Raw genomic sequence first — 21,789 nt, 5'->3', positions numbered from 1 at the left:
GGGCCTCGTGGGAAGGGCTTTGCCCTGCGGCCCGCCTGCCTAGTACCGTGGGAGCCGATTGGTGACAGCACGCTCGACTGTGTCATCATCTGCACGCACCACTCGCGCTCACGCGGGCGGCTGTGCTGGAGGCGTCGCCTAGTCCGGTCTATGGCGCCGCACTGCTAATGCGGTTTGGGCCTTAAAGCCCATCGAGGGTTCAAATCCCTCCGCCTCCGCACCTCAATCAGGGAGTCCGACCATTTCGGTCCGGGCTCCCTGATTCGCGTTTATGCCCCTGCCGCCAGCACACCCCCACCCCGCCACCTCCACCCCGCCACCCACGCCACGACGGCCCGCCGCACCCGCGGCCACCCCCGCCCACCGGATCCACCCGATACAACGTTTCCGCAGCTCACAAGGGGTGCGCCTAACGGATTTCACATGGCGGCGGCAGTCATGTAATGTTCTTCCTGTCGCCGCGAGCGGGTCGAAAGAGCCGGGAGCGGGGACAAAATACAAAAAAACAAGCACTCGTAGCTTAACGGATAGAGCATCTGACTACGGATCAGAAGGTTGCAGGTTCGAATCCTGCCGAGTGCACACAGGTGAAAGGCCCCGGAGAGATCCGGGGCCTTTTGCGTTCCACGGTTCTGGGGCAGCGATCCTGCTCCTCCTCGGACGCGTGCGGAGCGATGCGGCTTACGAGTGAATCCAGCCGTGCGTTGATCGGCCTACGGGGCAACGGCGGGAAGGCCGTTCTGCACACCGGACACATCACGGGCAGGGAGCGTCCTATGGCGAAGTTCCTCATTCAGGCCACCTACACACCCGAAGGGGCGAAGGGCCTGCTCAAGGAAGGCGCAGGTGGGCGGCGTGCCGCCGTCGACCATGTCGTCGCCGGCCTCGGGGGGACGGTCGAGGCCATGTACTTCGCCTTCGGAGAGGACGACTTCGTGGGCATCCTCGACTTCCCCGACACGGTCTCCATGGCCGCCGTCAGCCTCAGCGTCAAGGCGAGCGGCGCGCTCCGCACCCGGGCCACGCCCCTCCTCACGATCGACGAGATCGACGAGGCCGCCCGCCGACAGGTCTCCTTCCGCCCTCCCGGCGCGTAGGTCGAGACGGCGTGGGGCGCGCCGGACTCGTGCGGGAGCACGGCACGGGGAGCACGGGGAGCGCGGGGATCAGCGGATCCTCGCGCTCTTCCTGGGCGGTCCTGGGAGTCGCGCAGCTCTGGCCAGGCGTGGCAGCGTGGCTGCATCATGCCTCCATGGCCGCCGGCAGAGATCTCCGACAGTTCGCATCCAGAGCTCTGTTGACATGGGCTGCCTGCCTGGCCGGGCTCGCCCTGGCCATCGGGATCTACTGGGTCTGGCGTCACCGTCTCCCCGACGCGTCGACCTTCCGCATCGACATCGCCGGGACCGTGTTCGTGGCAGTCATGGGCAGCATGCGCCGCACGCGCGGCCGGGAGCCGCAGGAGTCGCAGAAGCCGCAGAAGCCGCAGGAGTTGCGCTGAGACGCCCTCGGTGATCCGCCGGTGCCCAGGTGCTCCGATGGCTGGGCTCACTGCTCGTGGACACGTCAAGGGGTGGGATTTCTTGCGGCAGGACATGGAGGGCGGTGCGACCGTCGAGTTCGGCTACCGGCTGACGGCTGCGGACTTCCGCGAGGCGCTCTGGGCGCGGGCGCGGCGGTCGTCGGCGGGCCGGGTCCAGACGTTCCTGGCGCCGCTGATCTCGCTCGTCGCCGTGGTCGCCACCTTGGTCTTCACCGGCACCAGGCTGACCGTCGGGATCATCACGCTGGTACTCGGTGCGGCGGTCATCTCCTGGGGAGTGGTGCGCAGGACGCGTGCCATGGCCCATGGGATGGCCGACTTCATGGAGCCGTACGGGCAGACCCGCATGGTGGCCGACGACCACGGCGCGGCCCTCACCGGCGAGCAGGCGTCCAGCACCGTCGAGTGGACGGTGTTCAGGGAGTACCTGGAGACACCCCGGATCTTCGTGCTGCTGGGCAACGATCGCGCGGTCGCGTTCGCGGTACTGCCCAAGAGAGGGGCACGGGACGGCGCGGACGTCGAGCGGCTCCGGGCGATCCTGGACCGGAACCTGAAGCGGCGCTGACCGGCCGACGGTTCGGCAGGGTTCAGCAGGGCTCAGCGGGGCTCAGCGGGGCTCCGCCGAGTCGTTCCCGTTGAGCCTCTCCAAGTAGTCGTGGGCCAGGGCGGTGGCCCGGGTGAACCAGTCCGTGAGGGTGGCGAGTTCGTCGGGGGCGTAGTCGGCGAACAGCTCGGTCAGGCGCGCGTAGTGGCCGGCGTACACCGCCTCGACCCGGGTGACGGCTTCCGGGACCGCGGCGACGCGGACCCGGCGGCGGTCGGCGGGGTCGGGCCGGCGGGTGACGTAGCCCGCGCGTTCCAGGCGGTTGAGGATGCCCGTCACGGCCCCCGTCGTCACATGGGCGCGGGCGGCCAGATCGCCGGCGGTGAGCAGGTCGTCGCCCGCCTCCAGGACGAAGGCGAAGCAGGTGAGGTCCGTGACGTTCACCCCGAGCCGCCGGGCCAGCTCCTGCTGTCCGATCACATGGGCCGCGATGAGGTGGTCCATGGCGGACAGCGCGCGGGCCGCGTCGGCGGCCGGTCGCGGCTTGCCGTGCATGTGCGTTCCCGATTCGTTCGAGATGACCGAGTGCCTGGAATCCCGGATCGGATCCACAGATTCTCTTAGCGCGTGAGAGGTGTGGGTAGTAAATTTCTTACTCGGTGAGGGATTCTAGTCGCCCTCGCGTCGGACTGTGTGTTTCCGCTGCCTATGAAGGGGAGACGGGTACGTGAGTCAGCACGACGAAGGCCACACGGTGGCAGGGTGGACCGGTACCGCGATCGCGACCGCCGGAAGCGGTCTGCTGGGACTGGGCGTGTGTACGGTCTCGGCCGCCGCCCTGGCCGCGGGGCTCGCGGTGTGTGCCGTGAGCGTCCTGGTCACCTGGTATCTGCATCTGGCGGGGTGGGGAAAGCCGCCGGGCCCGCGGCCCCGCGCACAGTGGCCCCTCCGGGTGCGGGACACCGGCGCCCGCGACGGCCACCCCGGATGCGTCTCCTGCCGACTGGCCGGCCGGGGGCGGCGTACCGCGTCGGCGCTCCAGCCGGTGTCCGCCGCAGGCGAGGCGGAGCCGGCGACCGCGGAGGCCGGCGGCTGATCAGAAGAGGCTGACGATCCCCCGGACGAGGGCACGGGCCCAGGCGTGGGCGCGGGCCTGGGCCTGGGCCTGGGCGTGGGCGTGGGCGCGGGCCCGGCCGCAGGCCTCGTTGTCAGTGCCGCCCCCTACCCTCGTAAGCAATGGCACACGTATGGAAATGCTCGGGGCTGCGGTGGTCGGACGACGGGCCCGTGCTGGTGTGGAGCGGTGGGCGGCGCAGTCCGCTCGTCCGGGGGAAGCGCGTGGCCTTCGCGGTCGCGGTCGCTGAAGGGGACGTGGACGGGGGCGCCGACGGGAGCGCAGGCAGCGGGGGCGCCCGGGAGTGCGTGGGGGCGCGGGGGCATGCCTGCCCCACCCGGGCACCCGTGTCCGGCAGAAGCACCGGCGCCCGGTGCGAGGAGTGTGCGCGGCTGGACCGGGCGCACTCCGTGGCCGCAGACACCGTCGCCGACGATCCCCGGCCGTACCACGTGTATCTGGCGTGGTTCGGGCCCGGCATGGTCAAGGTGGGGATCACGGCCGTCGAGCGGGGCCCGGCCCGGCTGTTGGAGCAGGGTGCCGTGTGCTTCAGCTGGCTCGGCGCCGGGCCGCTGATGGCCGCCCGGCGGACCGAGGAGCTGCTGCGGGCCGCGCTCCGGGTGCCGGACCGGATCCCGTACGGGGAGAAGCGCGTCGTGCGCGCCCTGTTGCCGGCGACCCCGGCCGAGCGGGCGGCCGAGATCAAGGAATTGCACGCGCTTTCTGTCGCGCTCGGCGGCTGGCCCGAGTCGCTCGTCCCGGAGCTCTGCCAAGTCGTCGATCACGTGGGGGTGTTCGGGCTGGACGGGGTGTCCGCCGCCGTCGGTGAGGTGTCCGAGCTGGTCCCGGGCGGCGTGGTGAGCGGCGAGCTGGTCGCGGCGGCCGGGCCGGATCTGCACCTCGCCACCCGGCGCGGGGTCGTCGTCCTTGACACGCGCTTGCTGCCCGGCTGGGAGCTGACCGTTGCCGGGGACGGGGAGGAAGGGCAAGTCAGAGTGCCCATAAGGGAGTTCGCGGCTCCCCAGGACGGCCTCTTCTGAACCCGGGGAGCTCCGCCGCGCGGGACCCGCCCCGGGTCGGTACGCTCTCATCAGCGGCTCATGGGTGGCTCATCAGCACCTCATCGACGGGCCGGGGCGCGCAGCGGACGTACATGATCCGCACAGCTCGGCCCGAGCGTGGTCACGAGTTCATGCACGCGTGATGGGATTCCCAGGCGTTCCCTGAGAGGCGCCTGTGTGTTTCTTAGGGAAATCACAGATTAGTGAAAGCGTGTTCTCAGAGGACCCGGACAAGGTGTCCACCATGACCACGACCTCGCCCCAGGGGCGCACCGAACTGCTGAGGCCGGACGGGAGCCCCGTCCGAGTGCTTGTGGTGGACGACGAGCTGTCGATCACCGAACTCCTTTCCATGGCCCTCCGCTACGAGGGCTGGCAGATCCGGAGTGCCGGTGACGGGCAGGGCGCGATACAGACCGCCCGGGAGTTCCGGCCCGACGCCGTCGTCCTCGACATGATGCTGCCCGACATGGACGGCCTCACCGTGCTGGGGCGCCTGCGGCGCGAACTGCCGGACGTGCCGGTGCTGTTCCTGACCGCGAAGGACGCGGTCGAGGACCGGATCGCGGGGCTCACCGCGGGTGGCGACGACTACGTCACCAAACCCTTCAGCCTCGAAGAGGTCGTGGCCCGGCTGCGCGGGCTCATCCGCCGCTCCGGTGCGGCCGACCGGCGGTCCGACTCCGTGCTCGTCGTCGGTGACCTCACCCTGGACGAGGACAGCCACGAGGTCTCGCGGGCCGGGGAGTCGATCCACCTCACCGCCACCGAGTTCGAGCTGCTGCGCTTCCTGATGCGCAACCCGCGGCGCGTGCTCAGCAAGGCCCAGATACTCGACCGTGTGTGGTCGTACGACTTCGGCGGGCAGGCCAATGTGGTCGAGCTCTATATCTCGTACCTGCGACGGAAGATCGACGCCGGCCGTGAGCCGATGATCCACACCCGGCGTGGCGCCGGCTATCTGATCAAGCCAGCCGCCTCATGAGCGGGCGACGGCGGCCGCGTACGCAGAAACGACGAGCGGGAAAACCGCGCACCCTGCGGACCCGGCTCGTCGTCGTGTCCGTGACGCTGATCGCCGTGGTCTGCGCGGTGATCGGGACCGTCACGACCCTGGTGCTGCGCGACCACCTGTACGGGCAGCTGGACGGCTCTCTGAAGGAGGCCGCCGCTCGCCTGTCGGGCGGACCGCTCGGCGGTCCCGACGGCAAGGGCAACCGCAGTGCCCTCCCCGGCGCCGGTAGCTCCAGTTCCGGCACCGGCAACTCCACTTCTGGCGCCGGCGACAGCGACACGGGGATCAATCCGTCGAACACCCTCGACGACTTCGTCGCCCACGGTCCCCAGCCGCAGAAGACCATCGCGGCCACGGTCGAGAACGGGTCGGTCACCAGCGGCAAGGTCGGCATCAAGAAGAACATCTCCGCCGGCTACACCCAGATGAGCCCAGGGACCCTGAACGAGGCCCAGCTCAAGGTGATCGGTTCCGTCGCCCAGGACCAGAAGCCGCACACGGTCGACATCCCCGGCCTCGGCACCTACAAGGTCCAGTACGTCAAGGGCAACAAGGGCACCTTCTACGTCGGTATCCCGACCTCCGACGCCGACGGCACCATCAACACCCTGATCATCGTCGAGATCAGCCTCACCGTCTCCGGCCTGATCGCCGCCACCCTCGCCGGCACCGTCATCGTCGGCGTCGCCACCCGTCCCCTGCGCCGGGTCGCCACCACCGCCACCCGCGTCTCCGAACTCACCCTCCACACCGGAGAGGTGAACCTCAGCGAGCGGGTGCCCGACACCGAGTGCGATCCGCACACCGAGGTCGGCCAGGTCGGCGCGGCGCTGAACCGGATGCTCAACCACGTGCACGGCGCCCTGCACGCCCGCCAGCAGAGCGAGATGCGGGTACGGCAGTTCGTCGCCGACGCGAGTCACGAGCTGCGGACCCCGCTCGCCTCCATCCGCGGGTACGCCGAACTCACCCGGCGCGGACGGGAGCAGGTCGGGCCCGACACCCGGCACGCCCTCGGCCGTATCGAGTCGGAGGCGGGCCGCATGACCCTCCTGGTCGAGGACCTGCTGCTGCTCGCCCGGCTGGACGCGGGGCGTCCGCTGCAGTTCGAGCACACCGACCTCATCCCGCTCGTCGTCGACACGATCAGCGACACGCGGGCCGCCGGCATGGACCACAACTGGCGCCTCGACCTGCCCGACGAGCCGGCGCTGGTCGCCGCCGACGCCGCCCGGATCCAGCAGGTGCTGATCAACCTCCTCGGCAACGCGCGCAAGCACACCCCGCCGGGCACCACGGTCACCGCGCGCATCCAGCGCCGCGGGCCCTGGATGTGCGTGGACGTCGAGGACAACGGGCAGGGCATCCCGCCGGACCTGCTGCCGCACGTCTTCGAGCGGTTCGCGCGCGGCGACTCCGCGCGGTCGCGGTCCACGGGTTCCACGGGTCTCGGGCTCGCCATCGTGCAGGCGGTTGCGTCCGCACACGGCGGTGCCGTGACCGTGGACAGTGTTCCGGGTCGCACGGTGTTCACGCTGTATCTGCCGGCGCTTGCCCCGGCGGCCCCGCAGCCCGCGCCCGAAACGAACTGGCAATCGCACTCACAGGCACAGCACAGTGCCACCACATGGGTGCAACAGGGCGCTTGACGAGAGTCGATGCCATGCGAACCGACTCTTCTCCCGGCACGTTGCCGGCGCGGGAGCACCTCCCGGCCGGTAACGCCGGTACGCCTGTCCTGGACGTAGTGATCCCCGTCTACAACGAGGAGAAGGACCTCGGCCCATGCGTCCTCAGACTGCATGAGCACCTCAAGCGCACGTTCCCGTACGCGTACCGCATCACCATCGCGGACAACGCGTCCACGGACACCACCCCCCAGGTGGCGAAGCAGCTCGAGGCGGAGATCGCCGAGGTGAAGTCGTTCCGGCTGGAGCAGAAGGGCCGCGGCCGGGCGCTGCGGACCGTCTGGTCGGCCTCGGACGCGCCGATCCTCGCGTACATGGACGTCGACCTGTCGACCGACCTGAACGCGCTGCTGCCGCTGGTGGCGCCGCTCATCTCCGGCCACTCCGACCTGGCGATCGGTTCCCGGCTGGCCCGCTCGTCGCGCGTGGTGCGCGGCGCCAAGCGGGAGTTCATCAGCCGCTCGTACAACCTGATCCTGCGCGGCTCGCTGCAGGCCCGCTTCTCGGACGCGCAGTGCGGCTTCAAGGCGATCCGCCGCGATGTCGCCCAGGTGCTGCTGCCGATGGTCGAGGACACCGGCTGGTTCTTCGACACCGAGATGCTGGTGATCGCCGAGCGCGCGGGTCTGCGCATCCACGAGGTGCCGGTCGACTGGGTCGACGACCCGAACTCGACCGTGCACATCGTGAAGACGGCGACCGAGGACCTCAAGGGCGTGTGGCGGGTCGGCAAGGCCCTGGCCACCGGTTCGCTGCCGCTGGACCGGGTCGCCCGCCCGTTCGGCGACGACCCGCGCGACCGCGACATCCAGGACGTGCCGAAGGGCCTGGCCCGCCAGCTCGTCGGGTTCTGCGTGGTCGGCGGCCTGTCGACCCTCTTCTACCTGGTCCTCTACAGCCTCTTCCGGGAGTTCTCCGGTTCGCAGACAGCCAACGCGCTCGCGCTGCTGGTGTCGGCGGTGGCGAACACGGCCGCCAACCGGCGCCTCACCTTCGGGGTGCGCGGCCGGGGCGGGGCGGTCCGGCACCAGGCGCAGGGCCTGGTCGTCTTCGGTATCGGCCTCGCGCTCACCAGTGGTTCCCTCGCCGCCCTGAACGCGGCGACCAGCGACCCCGCGCACTCGACCGAGCTGGCGGTGCTGATCGCCGCCAACCTCGCCGCGACCGTCCTGCGCTTCCTGCTCTTCCGCGCCTGGGTCTTCCCGGACCGCGACGGCACCGGCCGGCCGGAGTCGACCCCGTCCACGGTGGTGGCCACGCACAACCCGTCGTCCTCGACGTACCCGACCGGCGGATTCCAGCCGTACCAGCAGCCGTACCAGCCCCAGGGCCCGCTCCCGCAGCGCCCGGCGCACCAGCCGTACACGCAGAACGGCACCACGACCACGACCACCCAGTTCCGCGCCGGTGAAGCCGCGGACGGCACCTGGAGGGACAGCACCATGCAGTTGCAGCCGGTGCGCCCCCACGACACCGAGCCGGGGGACCCCCGATGAGCACCGACACCGACCACACGGCCCAGTGGGGCCCGCCCCCGACCGCACCTCCCACGGCTCCCCCGCAGCCGCAGCACGCACCGGACGCATCGGACGTGCCGGACGCCCAGGCCGTCGCACCGGCAACGGCCCCGGCCCCCGGGGCGGGTGAGCCCAAGCAGCCCTTCGTACGGAGACTGTGGCGCGGCCGGCCCGAGGACCCCCGCTGGGCGCGCCCGGCCTTCTTCGGCCTGCTGCTCGTCACCGCGGTGCTGTACTTCTACAACCTGAGCGTCAACGGCTACTCCAACTCCTTCTACTCGGCCGCCGTCCAGGCGGGCACCAAGAGCTGGAAGGCGATGTTCTTCGGCTCGCTGGACGCGGGCAACGCGATCACCGTCGACAAGCCCTCGGCGTTCATGTGGCCGATGGAGATCGCGGCCCGGATCTTCGGCCTGAACTCCTGGACGATCCTCGGCCCCGAGGTCCTCATGGGCGTCGGCACGGTCGCCGTCGTCTACGCCTCCGTACGCCGCCGCTTCAGCCCCGCGGCCGGTCTGATCGCGGGCGCCGTGCTCGCGCTCACCCCCGTCGCCGCGCTGATGTTCCGGTTCAACAACCCGGACGCGATGCTGGCCCTGCTGATGGCGCTGGCCTGCTACTTCGTGGTCCGCGCGGTCGAGGACGGGCGTACGAAGTGGCTGGTGTGGGCGGGCGTGGCGATCGGCTTCGCCTTCCTCGCCAAGACCCTCCAGGCCTTCCTGATCCTGCCGGCGCTGGCGTTCGTGTACGCGGCCGTCGGCCCGCACACGTGGAAGAAGCGGATCGGCCAGCTGGCCCTGGCGACCGGCGCGCTGGTCGTCGCCGGCGGCTGGTGGGTGGCGATCGTCGAGCTGTGGCCGGCCTCCTCCCGCCCCTACATCGGTGGTTCGCAGGACAACAGCTTCCTGTCGCTGACCTTCGGCTACAACGGCCTCGGCCGCATCAGCGGCGACGAGACCGGCAGCGTCGGCGGCGGTGGCGGCGGCACCGGCTCCGGCCGCTGGGGCGCGACCGGCTGGAGCCGGATGTTCAACGACGAGATCGGCAGCCAGATCTCCTGGCTGATCCCGGCCGCGCTGATCCTCCTGGTCGCCGGTCTGGTGGCCACCCGCAGGCTGAAGCGGACCTCGGTGACCCGGGCGTCGTTCCTGGTCTGGGGCGGCTCGCTGCTGATGACCATGATCGTGTTCAGCTACATGGCGGGCATCTTCCACCAGTACTACACGGTCGCCCTCGCCCCCTACATCGCCGCCGTGGTCGGCATGGGCGCGGGTCTGCTCTGGGAGAAGCGCGCCGAGCTGTGGGCGTCGATCACCCTCGCCACCGCCGTGGTCTCGGCCGCGGTCTGGGGTTACGTCCTCCTCGACCGCACCTCCACCTACCTGCCCTGGCTGAAGTACCTGGTCCTGATCGGCGGTCTGGCCGCCGCGCTCGGCCTGATCTTCGCGGGCCGGATCTCGCGGCAGCTCGCCCTCGGTGCGGCCGCGGTCGGCCTGGTGGCCGCGCTGGCGGGCCCGACGGCGTACACCCTCTCCACCGTGAGCTCCGCGCACACCGGCTCCATCCCGACGGCCGGTCCGGCCGGCGCCAGCTCGATGGGCTTCGGCGGCGGTGGCGGTCCCGGCGGCGGCCGGGGCGGCACCGGCAACGGCGGTGGCTTCGGCCAGAACCAGCAGGGCGGCACCGGCACCACGCCGGGCCAGGGCCAGAACGGCACGGGCGGCTTCCCGGGCGGCGGCACCGGCGGTACCGGTGGCTTCGGGGGCGGTATGCCGGGCCAGAACCAGCAGGGCGGCAACGGCACCACGCAGAACGGCACCGGCGGCTTCCCGGGCGGCAACGGCACGAGCGAGGCCGGTGGCATGGGCGGCGGTATGGGCGGTGGCGCCGGCGGTCTGCTGAACGGCGCGACCGTCAGCTCCGAGGCGAAGGCGCTGCTGCAGAAGAACTCCTCCCAGTACACCTGGGTCGCGGCGGCCATCGGCGCCCAGAACGCGGCGAGCTACCAGCTCTCCACCGGCGACGCGGTGATGGCGATCGGCGGCTTCAACGGCACCGACCCGTCCCCGACGCTGGCCCAGTTCGAGAAGTACGTGGCCGACGGCAAGATCCACTACTTCATCTCCTCCGGCACCGGAGGCGGCGGCATGGGCGGCAGCAGCAGCGGCACGTCCTCGCAGATCAGCTCGTGGGTCGAGAAGAACTTCAAGAAGGTGACGGTGGGTTCGTCCACCTTCTACGACCTCACACAGAAGGCGAGCAGCAGCTGACCGACTCCTGAGCGGCGCAAGGGCGGTGACCTCCCCGGTCACCGCCCTTTGCCGTTGCCGAGAGGGCCGAGAGGGCCGGGTGTGCCGGGTGCGCCGGCGGTGCCGAGAAGAACCGCGTTGTACGCCGTATAGGAACTGCTTTACGGTGTACAATATGACTTCTCAGGGCCACCCCCAGCGCTGGCTGATCCTCGGTGTCATCTGTCTCGCACAGCTCACCGTGCTGCTCGACAACACCGTCCTCAACGTGGCCATCCCCTCCCTCACCCGGGAGCTGCACGCGGCCACCGCCGACATCCAGTGGATGATCAACGCGTACTCGCTCGTCCAGTCCGGCCTGCTGCTCACGGCGGGCAGCGCGGCCGACCGCTACGGCCGCAAGAAGATGCTGATCGCGGGCCTGGTCCTGTTCGGCGCGGGTTCGCTGGCCGCGGGCCTGGCCGATTCGACCGGGCAGCTGGTGGCGGCGCGGGCCGGCATGGGCGTAGGAGGCGCACTCCTCCTGACGACCACGCTCGCCGTGGCGATGCAGATCTTCACCCCCGAGGAGCACCCCAGGGCCATCGGCATCTGGAGCGCCGTCAACGCGCTGGGCTTCGCCGCCGGACCGCTGATCGGCGGGTTCATGCTCAACCACTTCTGGTGGGGCGCGATCTTCCTGGTCAACCTCCCGGTGGCGGCACTGGCCCTGGCGGCCGTCATCGCCCTGGTCCCCGAGTCGAAGAACCCCCGGGGCGACCGCCCCGACCTGCCCGGCGCGCTGCTCTCCACGGTCGGCATGGCCGCGCTGGTCTTCGCGATCATCTCCGGCCCGGAGCACGGCTGGACCTCGGCGCGGGTGCTGGGCCCGGCCGCCGTGGCGGCGCTGACGCTGAGCCTCTTCGCGTACTGGGAGAACCGGATCCCGTATCCCATGCTCGACCCGCACTTCTTCAGGGACCGCCGCTTCACGGGTGCCGTCGCCGGTGCTGTGCTCATCACCTTCGGCATGGGCGGAGCGCTGTTCCTGCTCACCCAGCACCTGCAACTCGTCCTCGGCTACGGCGCGTTGGAGGCGGGTCTGCGGACGGCGCCGCTCGCGCTGACGGTCGTCGCCCTCAACTTCAGCGGCCTGTCGGCCAGGTGGGCGACGCGCCTGGGGACACCGGTCGCGATCGCGCTCGGCATGCTGCTGATGTCGCTGGGCCTGGTGTCCATCGCCGTACTCGACTCGAACGGCTACGGCGGCACGCTGCTCGGGCTGCTGCTGATCGGCGCGGGGTGCGCGATCGCCAACCCGGCGATGGCGCACGCCATCATGAGCGCGATTCCTCCGGAGAAGGCCGGGGTGGGCGCCGGGATCAACGGCACGCTCGCGGAGTTCGGGAACGGGTTGGGGGTGGCCGTGCTGGGCGCGGTGCTGAGCTCTTCGGTGGCCTCGGGGAGGTCGTTGTCGGACGGGCTGGGGGCGGGGCAGTTGGTGGGGGCGGTCGCGGTGGTGGCCGGGGGGATCGTGGCTGCGGGGCTTCTCAGGAAGGCGGAGAAGAATGTCGCGTGAGGGGGAGGGGGTACATGTCCAGCGGCGGGTGCGCGTGGATTGTGGCTGGTCGCGCAGTTCCTCGCGCCCCTAAAAGCAGGGCGTTGCGGTCTTAGCATCTTTAAGAAGTGGGCGTGAGGAAGGTGTGTCTATGGCGCGGGCCAGTGTGTGGCTGGAGGAGAAGGTCGGCAAGGGCGGGCGCAGTGGTCAGCCGTCCGGGCTCGACCGGGCCCGTATCACCTCCGCCACCGTCCGGCTGCTCGACTCCGACGGGCTGGACAAGTTCTCCATGCGGCGGCTGGCGGCCGAGCTCAACGTGACCGCGATGTCCGTGTACTGGTACGTCGACACCAAGGACGACCTGCTCGAACTCGCCCTCGACGCGGCCTTCGGCGAGCTCTCCCTGCCCGATGCCGCCGTCGGCGACTGGCGGGAGCAACTGCGGGCGCTGGCCACGGAGTACCGCGCCCTGCTGGTCCGCCACCCCTGGCTCTCCCCGCTGGCCGGCCGCTACCTGAACATCGGCCCCCACTCGCTCGCCTTCTCCCGGGTGGTCCAGCAGGTGGTCCGCCGCGCCGGCCTGCCCGCACACGGGGTGACCGGCGCGATCTCGGCCGTCTTCCAGTTCGTCTACGGCTACGGCACGATCGAGGGCCACTTCGCCGAGCGCGTGGCAGCGGCCGGCATGACCCAGGACGAGTACTTCAACTCCGCGATGGACGCCGTGACGGAGGTCCCGGACACGGCGAGGATCATCGAGGAGTCCAGGGACCTCATGGCGGCGCGGGGCGGAGACACCGTCGCCGAGATGCTGGACAGGGACTTCACCTTCGCCCTGGACCTGCTGATCGCAGGCATCGATGCGATGGTGGCGAAGGGCGCCTAGTCCCACCCAGGGGCGCGGGGCTGTGTTCGATCTGCGGCTCCGCCGCGTGGGCGCGACCAGCCGCAGTGAACCCGCACCCGCGAACGGCGACGCACCCCCGAGCTCGCAGGCGCGCGGCCCTCCCCCTCACGCGTCCGGCGAAGCCAACCGCGCCGGAAACCCCCCGGTGGCCACCGGCCCCCACTTCTCCGGCGTCACCCTGATGATCGACTTCCCCTGCTTCACCATCGCCGCCCGGTACTCGTCCCAGTCCGGGTGCTCCCCGGCGATGTTCCGGTAGTACTCCACCAGCGGCTCCACCGACTCGGGAGAGTCGATCACCTCGGCCCGTCCGTCGACCTGCACCCACGGCCCGTTCCAGTCGTCGCTCAGGACGATCACGCTGACCCGCTCGTCCCGCTTCGCGTTCCGTGTCTTCGCCCGCTCGGGGTACGTGGAGGCGACGATGCGCCCGGAGTCGTCGACCCCGCAGGTCAGCGGCGACCCCTGCGGGCTGCCGTCGGCGCGCCGGGTGAGCAGGATCGCGCGGTGGCGGGGTCGTACGAAGTCCAGCAGTTCGTCGAGGGAGACGGTGGTGTTCGTCGCGATGTTCGGTGCCATGGCGTCAGCCTAGGGCCGCGGCGCGCGCTCAGCCTGTCCCTGCCGGGCTCATGTTCATGTTCTGTGCGCGAGCGCCAGCTTGCCCGTGACGCGGCCGTCGAGCAGGTGCCGGACGGCCGCGGCGGTCTCGGCGAGGGGATGGACACGGTCCACGACAGGGCGGAGCGCGCCCGTGTCGATGAGAGCGGTCAGGTCGCGGAGTCCGTCGGCGTGCTCGGAGGCGATGAAGGTGCCCAGGTGCCGGCCGGTGAACGGGGACAGCAGCTGGGCGCGGAGCTGCCGGTCGGTGCCGCCGAGCCAGCGGCCGTCCGTCTCGCCGCCGGTGATGACCAGCCTGCCACGGGGGGTGAGGGCCCGACGCAGGTCCCGCAGACGGCGGTTGCCCGCGATGTCGACGATGGCGTCGTAGCGGTGCGGGCCGGCGAGGAAGTCCTCGCGCGTGTAGTCGATCACGTGGTCGGCGCCCAGCGCCCGTACGGCGTCGAGCTTGGGAGTGCTCGCGACGGCCGTGACCCGGGCGCCGAAGGCCCGGGCGAGTTGGACGGCGAAGGTGCCCACGCCGCCGGCGGCTCCCGTGATCAGGACCTGCTGCCCCTCCTGCACACGGCCCTTGTCGCGAACCGCCTGGAGCGCGGTGAGCGCGCTGACGGGTACCGTCGCCGCCTCCTCGAAGGTGAGTCCGGCAGGCTTGGGGGCGATCCTGTCGGCCCGGGCGGCGGCGTATTCGGCGAACGCGGCGGCAGCCGTGCCGTAGACCTCGTCGCCGGGCGCGAAACCCGTCACGCCGGAGCCGACCGCCTCGACGACACCGGCGATGTTGCGGCCGGGGTTGGGGAGCTTCGGCCCGCGCAGCCCGCTCACGGGCCGGACCGCGTACGGCAGGCCGGCCATCAGGTGCCAGGTGCCCCGGTCGACGCTGGAGGCGCGCACCCGAACCAGCACCTCGCCGGGGGACGACTGGCGGCCGGCGATGCGGCAGCGGGCCTTCTCCATGCGCCGTGCGCTGTCCCGTCACCGCTGGGCGATCGGGCTGATGGAGTCACGGTCCACCCCGGGCCCGGCCACCCTGCGCCACCACGAAGCCGTTCTCGGCTGCCTGCGGCAGGGCGGGTTCTCCCTCGCCCTGACCGCGCACGCCGTCTCGGTCCTGGACAGCTACATCTACGGGTTCGCCCAGCAGGAGAAGACCCTGCCCTTCGACACCCCGGAGCAGACCGCCGAGCTGGCGGAGTCCATCATGAGCGGTTTCGGCGAGGGCGAGTACCCGTACCTGACCGAGATCGCGACCGCTCACGTCATGCGTCCCGGATACGCCTACGGCGACGAGTTCGCGTTCGGCCTGGACCTCATCCTCGACGGCCTCCAGCAGGCGGCGGGCTGACGAGCCGGTACCGGGTCACCGTTCACGCCTGTGGCAGCGACTCGCCCTGTACGGCCTGGATCTCCAGCTCCACCTTCAGTGTGGTGCCGATCGCGGCGATGCCCGCCTGGACGACCTGGTTGTAGTTCATGGCGAAGTCCTCGCGGTGCAGTTCGGTCGTCGCGCGGAACGCGGCGCGCGTGCCGCCCCACGGGTCGGCGCCGGTGCCGAGGTAGGAGAGGGTGAGGTCGACCGGTCGTACGACACCGTGCAGCGAGAGCTCGCCGTGGACCGTCCAGCGGTCGGAGCCGGTCGCGGTCAGGCCCGTCGAGAAGTAGGTGATCTCGGGGTGGCGTTCGACGTCCAGGAAGTCGGCGGAGCGCAGGTGGGTGTCGCGCATGCCGTTGCCGGTGTCGATGGAGGCGGCGCGGATCACGGCGTGGACGCGGGACTTGGTGACGTCGTCGGGGGCGATCTCGATCCCCGCGCCGAAGTCCGTGAAGCGGCCGCGGACGCTGGAGATGCCCAGGTGCTGGGCGACCGCGCCCACGGTGGAGTGCGCGGGGTCCACCGTCCACGGGCCGGGCGGGGGCAGTTCGGTGCCGCCCTGCCGCGCCAGGGTGACCGTGCCGACCTCGGCGCGGCCGCTCGCGGTGACGATGGCGCTGGCGGCGGCGGGCGCGTAGCCCACGGCCGTGACGATGACGGTGTACGCGCCGGGTGCCAGCGGGTTCGGGTCCCGTACCGTGCCCTCGTCGTCGGCCTCGGCGCGCAGCACCTGCGTGCCGGTCATGTCGGTCACCGTGACGACCGCGTGCGACACGGCCCATCCGTCCCGGGTGCGGATCCTCGCGGTCAGTCCCATCCCGTTTCTCCCTGCGAACACTCAGACATCAGACATTCGGGCACTCGGACATTCATGCGGTCCGACAGTCAGACGATTACAAATTGGCCTCATGGGACCGGCCCGTGGCGGGCGCCTCCTTGTGGGCGCGCCCGCCACGGGCCGGAGTACGGACTACTCGCCCGGGTGGGAGAGTTCGATGTCGTGGCCGTCGACACCGGCGCCGGTGACGTTCAGGGCCGTGGCGACCGGCGGGTAGCCCGTCGCGATCACGGTGTAGTCGCCGCCGTCCAGGTCGGCGAAGGCGTACGCGCCGTCCAGGCCGGTGGTGGAGGTGCCGACCACGTTGCCCGCCGCGTCCACGAGGGTCACGCGGGCGTCCGCCAGCGGGCCGTGCGGGGCCCGTACGACACCCTGGAGCTGGGCACCGGCGTCCAGGTCGACCTCGATCCGGGTGACCCCGGTGGCGCCGATCTCGACCGGGACCGCGCGGGGCCGGTAGCCGGCCGCGTTCACGGCGACCGTGACGACACCCGGCACCAGCTCGCCGAAGCGGAAGTCGCCCTGCTCACCGGTGGCCGCGGTGGCCAGCAGGTCACCGCGCACGTCGGTGACGATCACCATCGCGTCCTTGACGGGGAGCGCGCTGCCGGCGCCGCGGACGACGCCGCTCAGGCCGCTGGTGCCGCTCAGCAAGATGTCATAGGGCACCGGCTCCTCGCCCACCACGACCGTGGCGGCCTGCGGCTGGTAGCCGTCGGCGGAGGCGATCAGCACGTACGACCCCGCGCCGGGCGCGTCCAGCCGGTAGGAGCCGTCGAAGCCCGCGACCGAGCGGCCCAGCTGGCGGCCGGACAGCGAGATGAGGGTGACCGCGGCCTGCCCGACCGGGGCGCTCTCGGCACCGCGCACGAAACCGTGCACCGGGGTGCCGGCGGAACCCGCCGACTGCTCGGGGCCGGCGATGGTGGCCACGGCGGCGAACTGCCGGGTGGCTTCCGGCGCGGCCTCCGTGCTGCTGCTCACGACCGGGGCGGCCCAGCTGGGGACCTGCTGCTCCCCCGCGGGAGCCGGCACCGCGGCGACGGCGGCGGGCACGGTCTCCGGGCTGCCCGCGGTCTCGCCCTCGGCGGCCTGGGCGAGCCCGCCCTTGGTCCGCAGCGGGACCTCCTTGATGAACAGGCTGATCAGGAACGCGAGTGCCGCGAGGCCACCGGCGATCAGGAAGACGTCGGCGATGGCGTGGCCGTAGGCGCTCTCGACGAGGTTGCGGATCGGGGCCGGGTACTTGCCCAGGTCCGGGATGCTGTCGGTGGACGAGCTGGAACCGGCCAGGGCCGCCTGGTACTTGGGGGAGAGGGAGGCGATGCCGTCCGTGATGTAGTGCGTGATCCGGTTGGCCATCACCGCGCCCAGCGCCGAGACGCCGACCGCACCGCCGAGGGACCGGAAGAAGGTGACCGTGGAGCTGGCCGAGCCGAGGTCGGCGGGGGAGACCTGGTTCTGCGTGCAGAGCACCAGGTTCTGCATCATCATGCCGATGCCGAGACCCATCAGCGCCATGAAGATCGACATCTTCCAGTACGCCGTGTCGTAGCGGATGGTGCCGAGCAGGCCGAGGCCCGCCGTCACCAGCACGCCGCCGCTGACCAGCCAGCCCTTCCAGCGTCCGGTGCGGGTGATGAACTGACCCGAGACGGTGGAGGAGATGAACAGACCGCCGATCATCGGGATCGTCAGCACACCGGACATCGTCGGGGACTTGTCGCGGGCCAGCTGGAAGTACTGGCTGAAGAACACCGTGCCGGTGAACATCGCGACACCGACGAACAGGGAGGCCAGCGAGGCCAGGGTGATGGTGCGGTTGCGGAACAGCCGCAGCGGGATGATCGGTTCCGCGGCCTTCGACTCGACCAGGACGAAGATCAGCCCGAGGACGATCGAACCGCCGACCATCGCGTACGTCTGCCAGGAGATCCAGTCGTACTTGTCACCGGCGAAGGTGACCCAGAGCAGCAGCAGCGACACGGCGGCGGCGACGAAGAAGGCGCCGGCCCAGTCGACCTTGACGTCCCGCTTCACGACCGGCAGGTGCAGGGTCTTCTGCAGCACGATCAGCGCGATGACGGCGAAGGGGACGCCGACGTAGAAGCACCAGCGCCAGCCCAGCCACGAGGTGTCGGTGATGACACCGCCGAGCAGCGGGCCGCCGACGGTGGCGACGGCGAAGGTCGCGCCCAGGTAGCCGGAGTAACGGCCGCGCTCCCGCGGCGAGATCATCGCTGCCATGACGATCTGGGCGAGCGCCGACAGACCGCCGACGCCGATGCCCTGGACGACACGGCAGGCGATCAGCATGCCGGGGTTCTGCGACAGACCGGCGACCATGGAGCCCGCGACGTAGATGACCAGGGCTATCTGGACGAGCGCCTTCTTGCTGTAAAGGTCGGAGAGCTTGCCCCACAGCGGGGTGGTGGCCGTCATGGCCAGCAGCGAGGCGGTGACGACCCAGGTGTAGGCGGACTGGCCGCCGCCGAGGTCGCCGATGATGTGCGGCAGGGCGTTGGTGACGATCGTGGAGGACAGGATCGCCACGAACATGCCGAGCAGGAGGCCGGTGAGGGCCTCCATGATCTGCCGGTGGGACATCGGGGCCTGCTCGACGGAGCTGCCGGAGCCGCCTCCCCCGTGCTTGGCGTGAGCCCGCACACCGGCTGGTGTGGTCGTTGCCATGAGCTTCCTTTTCTTACGTCTTATGCGGGTGTACGGGTGGTCGTCGGTTCGAGTACGGGGGTGGTGGGCGCGCGGGCGGCGGAGGCGGCCGTGGCTTTCGCCATGGCCTTGTCCCTGGCCTTGTCCAGGACGTCGGCCGTGGCCCGGTGGGGGCCCGGGGCCGATGCCGGGTCGGCGGCGGACCGGGGATGGGGAGCCGTGGCCCGGCAGTCGCCGAAGCTGTCCCGGAGCCGGGTCATCAGCCGGATCAGCTGGTCGACCTCCTCGTCGCTCCAGTCGCCGAGCCGTTCGGCGAGCAGCCGGGTGCTGCGCCGGGACAGGTCCACGAGGGTCGCCTCGCCCGCGGGGGTGAGGTGCAGGATGCGGGAGCGCTTGTCCGCCGGGTCGGCGGAGCGCTCGATCCAGCCGCGCTCGGCCACGTGCGCCACGTGCCGGCTGGTCACGGACATGTCCACGGCGAGCAGCTCGGCGAGCTTGCTCATGCGCATGGAGCCGTAGCGGCCGAGCAGTGTCAGCACGGCCGCGGAGCCGGTCGGGCACTCGGGCGGCAGAATGCGCCCCAGGTCCCTCTTGACGGCCCCGACGGCGCTGAGCTGCCGCGCCAGCTCCTCGAACTGGGCCTGCCTCGCCATCACGCACACCTCCTCACGACCGTATTCGTTGCTTGGGGCAACCATAGAACTGCTTGGTTGCCACAGGCAAATAAATCGGTGAGGGTGGGCATAAAAACTTGGCAAAGGCAAGTATTGCGGACGTAAACACGCAGGTGGGGTCGCTTGCGTCCATGGGAGGCCCCCCACTTGGGCGACACCCGCGGATTCGCTAGTGTCTCGGGCCATGGCTAACACCCAGGGCCCCCAGGGCAACTACGACCCCGCCGGCAGCACCCAGATGTTCCGCGCGTTCGTCGACGAGGCCCCGCAGACCTCCCAGCAGACGACGTCCACCTACGCCGCCTCCTCCGGCCCCCGCATCGGCCTGATCCTCGGCGTCGTCGCCGTGGTGGTCGTGGTCGCGGCGGTGGCCTGGCTCGCGCTCATGTAATACGGCTGCCTGGCGGCTGACACGGCGGCCGGTCCGGCGGTCGAGGCGGCGGTCGAGGCGGCGGTACGACGAAGAACCCGGGGCCGGGTGCCCCGGGCTTTCGTCGTGCTCAGCGCCAGTCGACCGTCACGACCCGGGTCTCGACGTGCATGCCCAGGGGGACCCGCCAGTCGTCCACGCAGACCGTCCAGGTCCTGGCCGTACGGGAGCCGGCGGCGATCGGGGCCGGCAGGGCCTCCGTCGACGTGATCGTCGACCAGTCGATGCCCAGCAGGTCGATGATGTGCGTGCCGAGGGTGACCGTGCCGGAACGGACCGCCGTGCCACCCGAGTTGGTGAAGGTCACGGTCACCTTCTCGCACCACCGCCGGTCCGTGGCCGCGCGGGTGGGGGTGGACCAGGCGAGGGCGGCGGGTGCGGGCGAGGCCGAAGAGGCGCCGGGGTGCGGTGAGTCGGGCGCTGCCGGGGCGGAGGCCGGTGGCCGGGTGCCGTTGCGGCGGGAGGGCGAAGTCGCCGAGCCGGCGGCGGAGTTGCCCGCGCCGATGGATCCGGCGGACCCGGACCCGGTGACGCTGCCGGTCGGCTCGCCGGCCGCCGCGACCGATCCGGCTGCCGCCGTACCGCCGCCCGTCCCCTTCGTCCCGTCCAGCGGGACCAGTGTCACCGACCCCGTCGGTCGCGTCGGCGAGGTCCCTGCCGTGCTGCCCGCCGCTCCTACGGCCGTATAGCCGCCGCCTCCGCCGCCCGCGCACGCCGTGAGTGCCGAGGCCAGGCAGACGGCGGCCGCCGACGCTGCCGTGACGGCGCCTCGGCGGCCACCCGATGTCCTCGATGCCCGTGGTGTCCTCGGAGTCCGCGGTGCCCTCGGTGTCCTACGGAGAAGCATCGCGCCAGTGTGGCTGACACTCCGTCAGTAAGGAACCCGTAGGCACGACTTCAGTCCGAGATCAGGCCCTCGCGGAGCTGGGCCAGGGTGCGGGTCAGCAGGCGGGAGACGTGCATCTGGGAGATGCCGACCTCCTCGCCGATCTGGGACTGGGTCATGTTCGCGAAGAAGCGGAGCATGATGATCCGGCGCTCGCGCGGCGGGAGCTTGGCGAGCAGCGGCTTGAGCGACTCGCGGTACTCGACGCCCTCCAGGGCCGTGTCCTCGTAGCCGAGGCGGTCGGCCAGGGAGCCCTCGCCGCCGTCGTCCTCGGGGGCCGGGGAGTCGAGGGAGGAGGCGGTGTACGCGTTGCCGACGGCGAGGCCGTCGACCACGTCCTCCTCGGAGACGCCCAGGACGGCCGCCAGCTCCGGCACCGTCGGGGAACGGTCCAGCTTCTGGGAGAGCTCGTCGCTGGCCTTGGTGAGGGCCAGGCGCAGTTCCTGGAGGCGGCGCGGGACGCGCACCGACCACGAGGTGTCCCGGAAGAAGCGCTTGATCTCGCCCACGACCGTCGGCATCGCGAACGTCGGGAACTCCACGCCCCGTTCGCAGTCGAAGCGGTCGATCGCCTTGATCAGGCCGATGGTGCCGACCTGGACGATGTCCTCCATGGGCTCGTTGCGGCTGCGGAAGCGGGCCGCGGCGTAGCGCACCAGGGGGAGGTTGAGTTCGATCAGGGTGTCCCGGACGTAGGCACGCTCGGGGCTCTCCTCGTCGAGTGCGGCAAGGCGCAGGAACAGGGAGCGGGACAGGGTGCGGGTGTCGAGGTTCGCCGAGGCGCCCGGGAGCTCCGGGGCCGGAGGAGCCTCCAGCGCGGGAGCGCCGTCGATGGTGCCGTCGATGCTGTCGAGCACGTCGATGGCGTCGAGCTCCTTGGGCGCTGCCTCGCTGTTCGTGGGCGTGAGCACCTTCGAGCTGCCCTGGTCTGCGGACATGCCACCCCCTTTGGGTCGCGGGACGGTCGCGGCGGTGTTCCCTGCTAGGAACGATGCCTTCACCTGAATACCGGAGCCGGAGCCCCGGCAAACGCGCTTCCGGCAGAATGTCACATGTCGGCAACACGCTGTAGTGACATGTCGACATGCGAGATGTGAATCCGCCCTGGAAGAAGGGGGTCTGACGC

22 protein-coding genes and 2 tRNA genes are annotated in these 21,789 nt (G+C 71.0%); 15 read left to right on the top strand and 9 right to left on the bottom strand.

The window, feature by feature from the left end:
• Window positions 1–127: 127 nt before the first annotated feature.
• The 5 genes from ABZ887_RS09080 to ABZ887_RS09060 all read left to right on the top strand — a co-directional run bounded on the left by ABZ887_RS09080 (window position 128) and on the right by ABZ887_RS09060 (window position 2,111).
• Window positions 128–218, top strand: a tRNA-Ser gene (locus ABZ887_RS09080).
• 291 nt (window positions 219–509) lie between these two features.
• Window positions 510–582 (top strand) — tRNA-Arg (locus ABZ887_RS09075).
• 194 nt (window positions 583–776) lie between these two features.
• The gene (locus tag ABZ887_RS09070; protein ID WP_361284948.1) at window positions 777–1,097 is read left to right on the top strand and encodes a GYD domain-containing protein; all 321 of its coding nucleotides are present in this window, start codon (window positions 777–779) and stop codon (window positions 1,095–1,097) included.
• Between the two features lie 200 nt (window positions 1,098–1,297).
• Window positions 1,298–1,501, top strand: coding sequence for a hypothetical protein (locus tag ABZ887_RS09065; RefSeq protein WP_361284945.1), 204 nt, complete (start codon window positions 1,298–1,300; stop codon window positions 1,499–1,501).
• An 82-nt stretch (window positions 1,502–1,583) separates the two neighbouring features.
• On the top strand, window positions 1,584–2,111 hold the full coding sequence (locus ABZ887_RS09060; protein WP_361284942.1) for a YcxB family protein: 528 nt from the start codon (window positions 1,584–1,586) through the stop codon (window positions 2,109–2,111).
• Window positions 2,112–2,153: 42 nt separating this feature from the next.
• Here the strand turns inward: ABZ887_RS09060 and ABZ887_RS09055 are convergent, their stop codons facing one another.
• Complete coding sequence (locus ABZ887_RS09055; protein WP_361284939.1) at window positions 2,154–2,645, bottom strand: MarR family transcriptional regulator; 492 nt, start codon at window positions 2,643–2,645, stop codon at window positions 2,154–2,156.
• A 172-nt stretch (window positions 2,646–2,817) separates the two neighbouring features.
• On the opposite strand from ABZ887_RS09055, the gene ABZ887_RS09050 reads away from it, so the two are divergent.
• Window positions 2,818–3,186 (top strand): HGxxPAAW family protein, encoded by a 369-nt coding sequence (locus ABZ887_RS09050; RefSeq protein ID WP_361284936.1) that lies wholly within the window; start codon window positions 2,818–2,820, stop codon window positions 3,184–3,186.
• On the opposite strand, the gene ABZ887_RS09045 is transcribed toward ABZ887_RS09050, so the two are convergent.
• Window positions 3,187–3,327: a hypothetical protein gene (locus tag ABZ887_RS09045; protein ID WP_361284933.1), complete on the bottom strand. Its 141-nt coding sequence runs from the start codon at window positions 3,325–3,327 to the stop codon at window positions 3,187–3,189.
• On the opposite strand from ABZ887_RS09045, the gene ABZ887_RS09040 reads away from it, so the two are divergent.
• The 7 genes from ABZ887_RS09040 to ABZ887_RS09010 all read left to right on the top strand — a co-directional run bounded on the left by ABZ887_RS09040 (window position 3,327) and on the right by ABZ887_RS09010 (window position 13,157).
• Window positions 3,327–4,244 (top strand): DUF2797 domain-containing protein, encoded by a 918-nt coding sequence (locus ABZ887_RS09040; protein ID WP_361284930.1) that lies wholly within the window; start codon window positions 3,327–3,329, stop codon window positions 4,242–4,244. The two genes, ABZ887_RS09045 and ABZ887_RS09040, sit on opposite strands and share 1 nt — an antisense overlap.
• A 265-nt stretch (window positions 4,245–4,509) precedes the next feature.
• Entirely contained in the window at window positions 4,510–5,250 is a 741-nt protein-coding gene (locus ABZ887_RS09035) for a response regulator transcription factor (RefSeq protein WP_150134013.1), read from the top strand.
• Complete coding sequence (locus ABZ887_RS09030) at window positions 5,247–6,929, top strand: HAMP domain-containing sensor histidine kinase (protein ID WP_361284927.1); 1,683 nt, start codon at window positions 5,247–5,249, stop codon at window positions 6,927–6,929. The genes ABZ887_RS09035 and ABZ887_RS09030 overlap by 4 nt, the downstream gene beginning before the upstream one ends.
• 14 nt (window positions 6,930–6,943) lie before the next feature.
• Window positions 6,944–8,464 (top strand): bifunctional glycosyltransferase family 2/GtrA family protein, encoded by a 1,521-nt coding sequence (locus ABZ887_RS09025; protein WP_361284924.1) that lies wholly within the window; start codon window positions 6,944–6,946, stop codon window positions 8,462–8,464.
• Window positions 8,461–10,755 (top strand): glycosyltransferase family 39 protein, encoded by a 2,295-nt coding sequence (locus ABZ887_RS09020; RefSeq protein ID WP_361284921.1) that lies wholly within the window; start codon window positions 8,461–8,463, stop codon window positions 10,753–10,755. The genes ABZ887_RS09025 and ABZ887_RS09020 overlap by 4 nt, the downstream gene beginning before the upstream one ends.
• 154 nt (window positions 10,756–10,909) lie before the next feature.
• Window positions 10,910–12,292 carry an MFS transporter gene (locus ABZ887_RS09015; protein WP_361284918.1) on the top strand — a complete coding sequence of 461 codons (1,383 nt, stop codon included), beginning with the start codon at window positions 10,910–10,912 and terminating at the stop codon, window positions 12,290–12,292.
• 130 nt (window positions 12,293–12,422) lie between these two features.
• Window positions 12,423–13,157, top strand: a complete 735-nt coding sequence (locus ABZ887_RS09010) for a TetR/AcrR family transcriptional regulator (protein ID WP_361284915.1) — start codon at window positions 12,423–12,425, stop codon at window positions 13,155–13,157.
• A 126-nt stretch (window positions 13,158–13,283) separates the two neighbouring features.
• On the opposite strand, the gene ABZ887_RS09005 is transcribed toward ABZ887_RS09010, so the two are convergent.
• The gene (locus ABZ887_RS09005) at window positions 13,284–13,757 is read right to left on the bottom strand and encodes a PPOX class F420-dependent oxidoreductase (protein WP_361284912.1); all 474 of its coding nucleotides are present in this window, start codon (window positions 13,755–13,757) and stop codon (window positions 13,284–13,286) included.
• Window positions 13,758–13,811: 54 nt separating this feature from the next.
• Window positions 13,812–14,687: an NAD(P)-dependent alcohol dehydrogenase gene (locus ABZ887_RS09000; RefSeq protein WP_361284909.1), complete on the bottom strand. Its 876-nt coding sequence runs from the start codon at window positions 14,685–14,687 to the stop codon at window positions 13,812–13,814.
• Between ABZ887_RS09000 and ABZ887_RS08995 the strand changes: the two genes are divergently transcribed.
• Window positions 14,659–15,138, top strand: a complete 480-nt coding sequence (locus ABZ887_RS08995; RefSeq protein ID WP_361284906.1) for a TetR/AcrR family transcriptional regulator C-terminal domain-containing protein — start codon at window positions 14,659–14,661, stop codon at window positions 15,136–15,138. The two genes, ABZ887_RS09000 and ABZ887_RS08995, sit on opposite strands and share 29 nt — an antisense overlap.
• 22 nt (window positions 15,139–15,160) lie before the next feature.
• On the opposite strand, the gene ABZ887_RS08990 is transcribed toward ABZ887_RS08995, so the two are convergent.
• From ABZ887_RS08990 to ABZ887_RS08980, 3 genes are all read right to left on the bottom strand, one after another.
• Entirely contained in the window at window positions 15,161–15,982 is an 822-nt protein-coding gene (locus ABZ887_RS08990) for a YceI family protein (protein ID WP_361284903.1), read from the bottom strand.
• Between the two features lie 153 nt (window positions 15,983–16,135).
• Window positions 16,136–18,694, bottom strand: a complete 2,559-nt coding sequence (locus ABZ887_RS08985; RefSeq protein WP_361284900.1) for an MFS transporter — start codon at window positions 18,692–18,694, stop codon at window positions 16,136–16,138.
• A gap of 20 nt (window positions 18,695–18,714) precedes the next feature.
• Window positions 18,715–19,326: a MarR family transcriptional regulator gene (locus ABZ887_RS08980; protein ID WP_361284897.1), complete on the bottom strand. Its 612-nt coding sequence runs from the start codon at window positions 19,324–19,326 to the stop codon at window positions 18,715–18,717.
• Between the two features lie 205 nt (window positions 19,327–19,531).
• On the opposite strand from ABZ887_RS08980, the gene ABZ887_RS08975 reads away from it, so the two are divergent.
• Window positions 19,532–19,738, top strand: a complete 207-nt coding sequence (locus tag ABZ887_RS08975) for a hypothetical protein (protein WP_361284894.1) — start codon at window positions 19,532–19,534, stop codon at window positions 19,736–19,738.
• A gap of 109 nt (window positions 19,739–19,847) precedes the next feature.
• On the opposite strand, the gene ABZ887_RS08970 is transcribed toward ABZ887_RS08975, so the two are convergent.
• Both ABZ887_RS08970 and ABZ887_RS08965 read right to left on the bottom strand, forming a co-directional pair.
• A complete protein-coding gene (locus tag ABZ887_RS08970; protein WP_361284891.1) occupies window positions 19,848–20,402 on the bottom strand; it encodes a hypothetical protein in 555 nt (184 codons plus the stop codon).
• A gap of 272 nt (window positions 20,403–20,674) precedes the next feature.
• Complete coding sequence (locus tag ABZ887_RS08965) at window positions 20,675–21,601, bottom strand: RNA polymerase sigma factor SigF (protein ID WP_361284888.1); 927 nt, start codon at window positions 21,599–21,601, stop codon at window positions 20,675–20,677.
• Window positions 21,602–21,789: the final 188 nt, after the last annotated feature.

The organism is Streptomyces sp. NPDC047061 (assembly GCF_040643955.1).
Classification (GTDB): domain Bacteria; phylum Actinomycetota; class Actinomycetes; order Streptomycetales; family Streptomycetaceae; genus Streptomyces.
Note: the sequence above shows the minus strand (reverse complement) of the source record. Positions and strands in the feature narration are given on the sequence as shown.

What these genes read in the sequence shown, in the direction of transcription:
- ABZ887_RS09070 (WP_361284948.1), top strand. Translation starts at nt 777, where the DNA reads ATGGCGAAGTTCCTCATTCAGGCCACCTACACACCCGAAGGGGCGAAG.
- ABZ887_RS09055 (WP_361284939.1), bottom strand. Translation starts at nt 2,645, where the DNA reads ATGCACGGCAAGCCGCGACCGGCCGCCGACGCGGCCCGCGCGCTGTCC.
- ABZ887_RS09040 (WP_361284930.1), top strand. Translation starts at nt 3,327, where the DNA reads ATGGCACACGTATGGAAATGCTCGGGGCTGCGGTGGTCGGACGACGGG.
- ABZ887_RS09035 (WP_150134013.1), top strand. Translation starts at nt 4,510, where the DNA reads ATGACCACGACCTCGCCCCAGGGGCGCACCGAACTGCTGAGGCCGGAC.
- ABZ887_RS09030 (WP_361284927.1), top strand. Translation starts at nt 5,247, where the DNA reads ATGAGCGGGCGACGGCGGCCGCGTACGCAGAAACGACGAGCGGGAAAA.
- ABZ887_RS09025 (WP_361284924.1), top strand. Translation starts at nt 6,944, where the DNA reads ATGCGAACCGACTCTTCTCCCGGCACGTTGCCGGCGCGGGAGCACCTC.
- ABZ887_RS09020 (WP_361284921.1), top strand. Translation starts at nt 8,461, where the DNA reads ATGAGCACCGACACCGACCACACGGCCCAGTGGGGCCCGCCCCCGACC.
- ABZ887_RS09015 (WP_361284918.1), top strand. Translation starts at nt 10,910, where the DNA reads ATGACTTCTCAGGGCCACCCCCAGCGCTGGCTGATCCTCGGTGTCATC.
- ABZ887_RS09010 (WP_361284915.1), top strand. Translation starts at nt 12,423, where the DNA reads ATGGCGCGGGCCAGTGTGTGGCTGGAGGAGAAGGTCGGCAAGGGCGGG.
- ABZ887_RS09005 (WP_361284912.1), bottom strand. Translation starts at nt 13,757, where the DNA reads ATGGCACCGAACATCGCGACGAACACCACCGTCTCCCTCGACGAACTG.
- ABZ887_RS08990 (WP_361284903.1), bottom strand. Translation starts at nt 15,982, where the DNA reads ATGGGACTGACCGCGAGGATCCGCACCCGGGACGGATGGGCCGTGTCG.
- ABZ887_RS08985 (WP_361284900.1), bottom strand. Translation starts at nt 18,694, where the DNA reads ATGGCAACGACCACACCAGCCGGTGTGCGGGCTCACGCCAAGCACGGG.
- ABZ887_RS08980 (WP_361284897.1), bottom strand. Translation starts at nt 19,326, where the DNA reads ATGGCGAGGCAGGCCCAGTTCGAGGAGCTGGCGCGGCAGCTCAGCGCC.
- ABZ887_RS08975 (WP_361284894.1), top strand. Translation starts at nt 19,532, where the DNA reads ATGGCTAACACCCAGGGCCCCCAGGGCAACTACGACCCCGCCGGCAGC.
- ABZ887_RS08965 (WP_361284888.1), bottom strand. Translation starts at nt 21,601, where the DNA reads ATGTCCGCAGACCAGGGCAGCTCGAAGGTGCTCACGCCCACGAACAGC.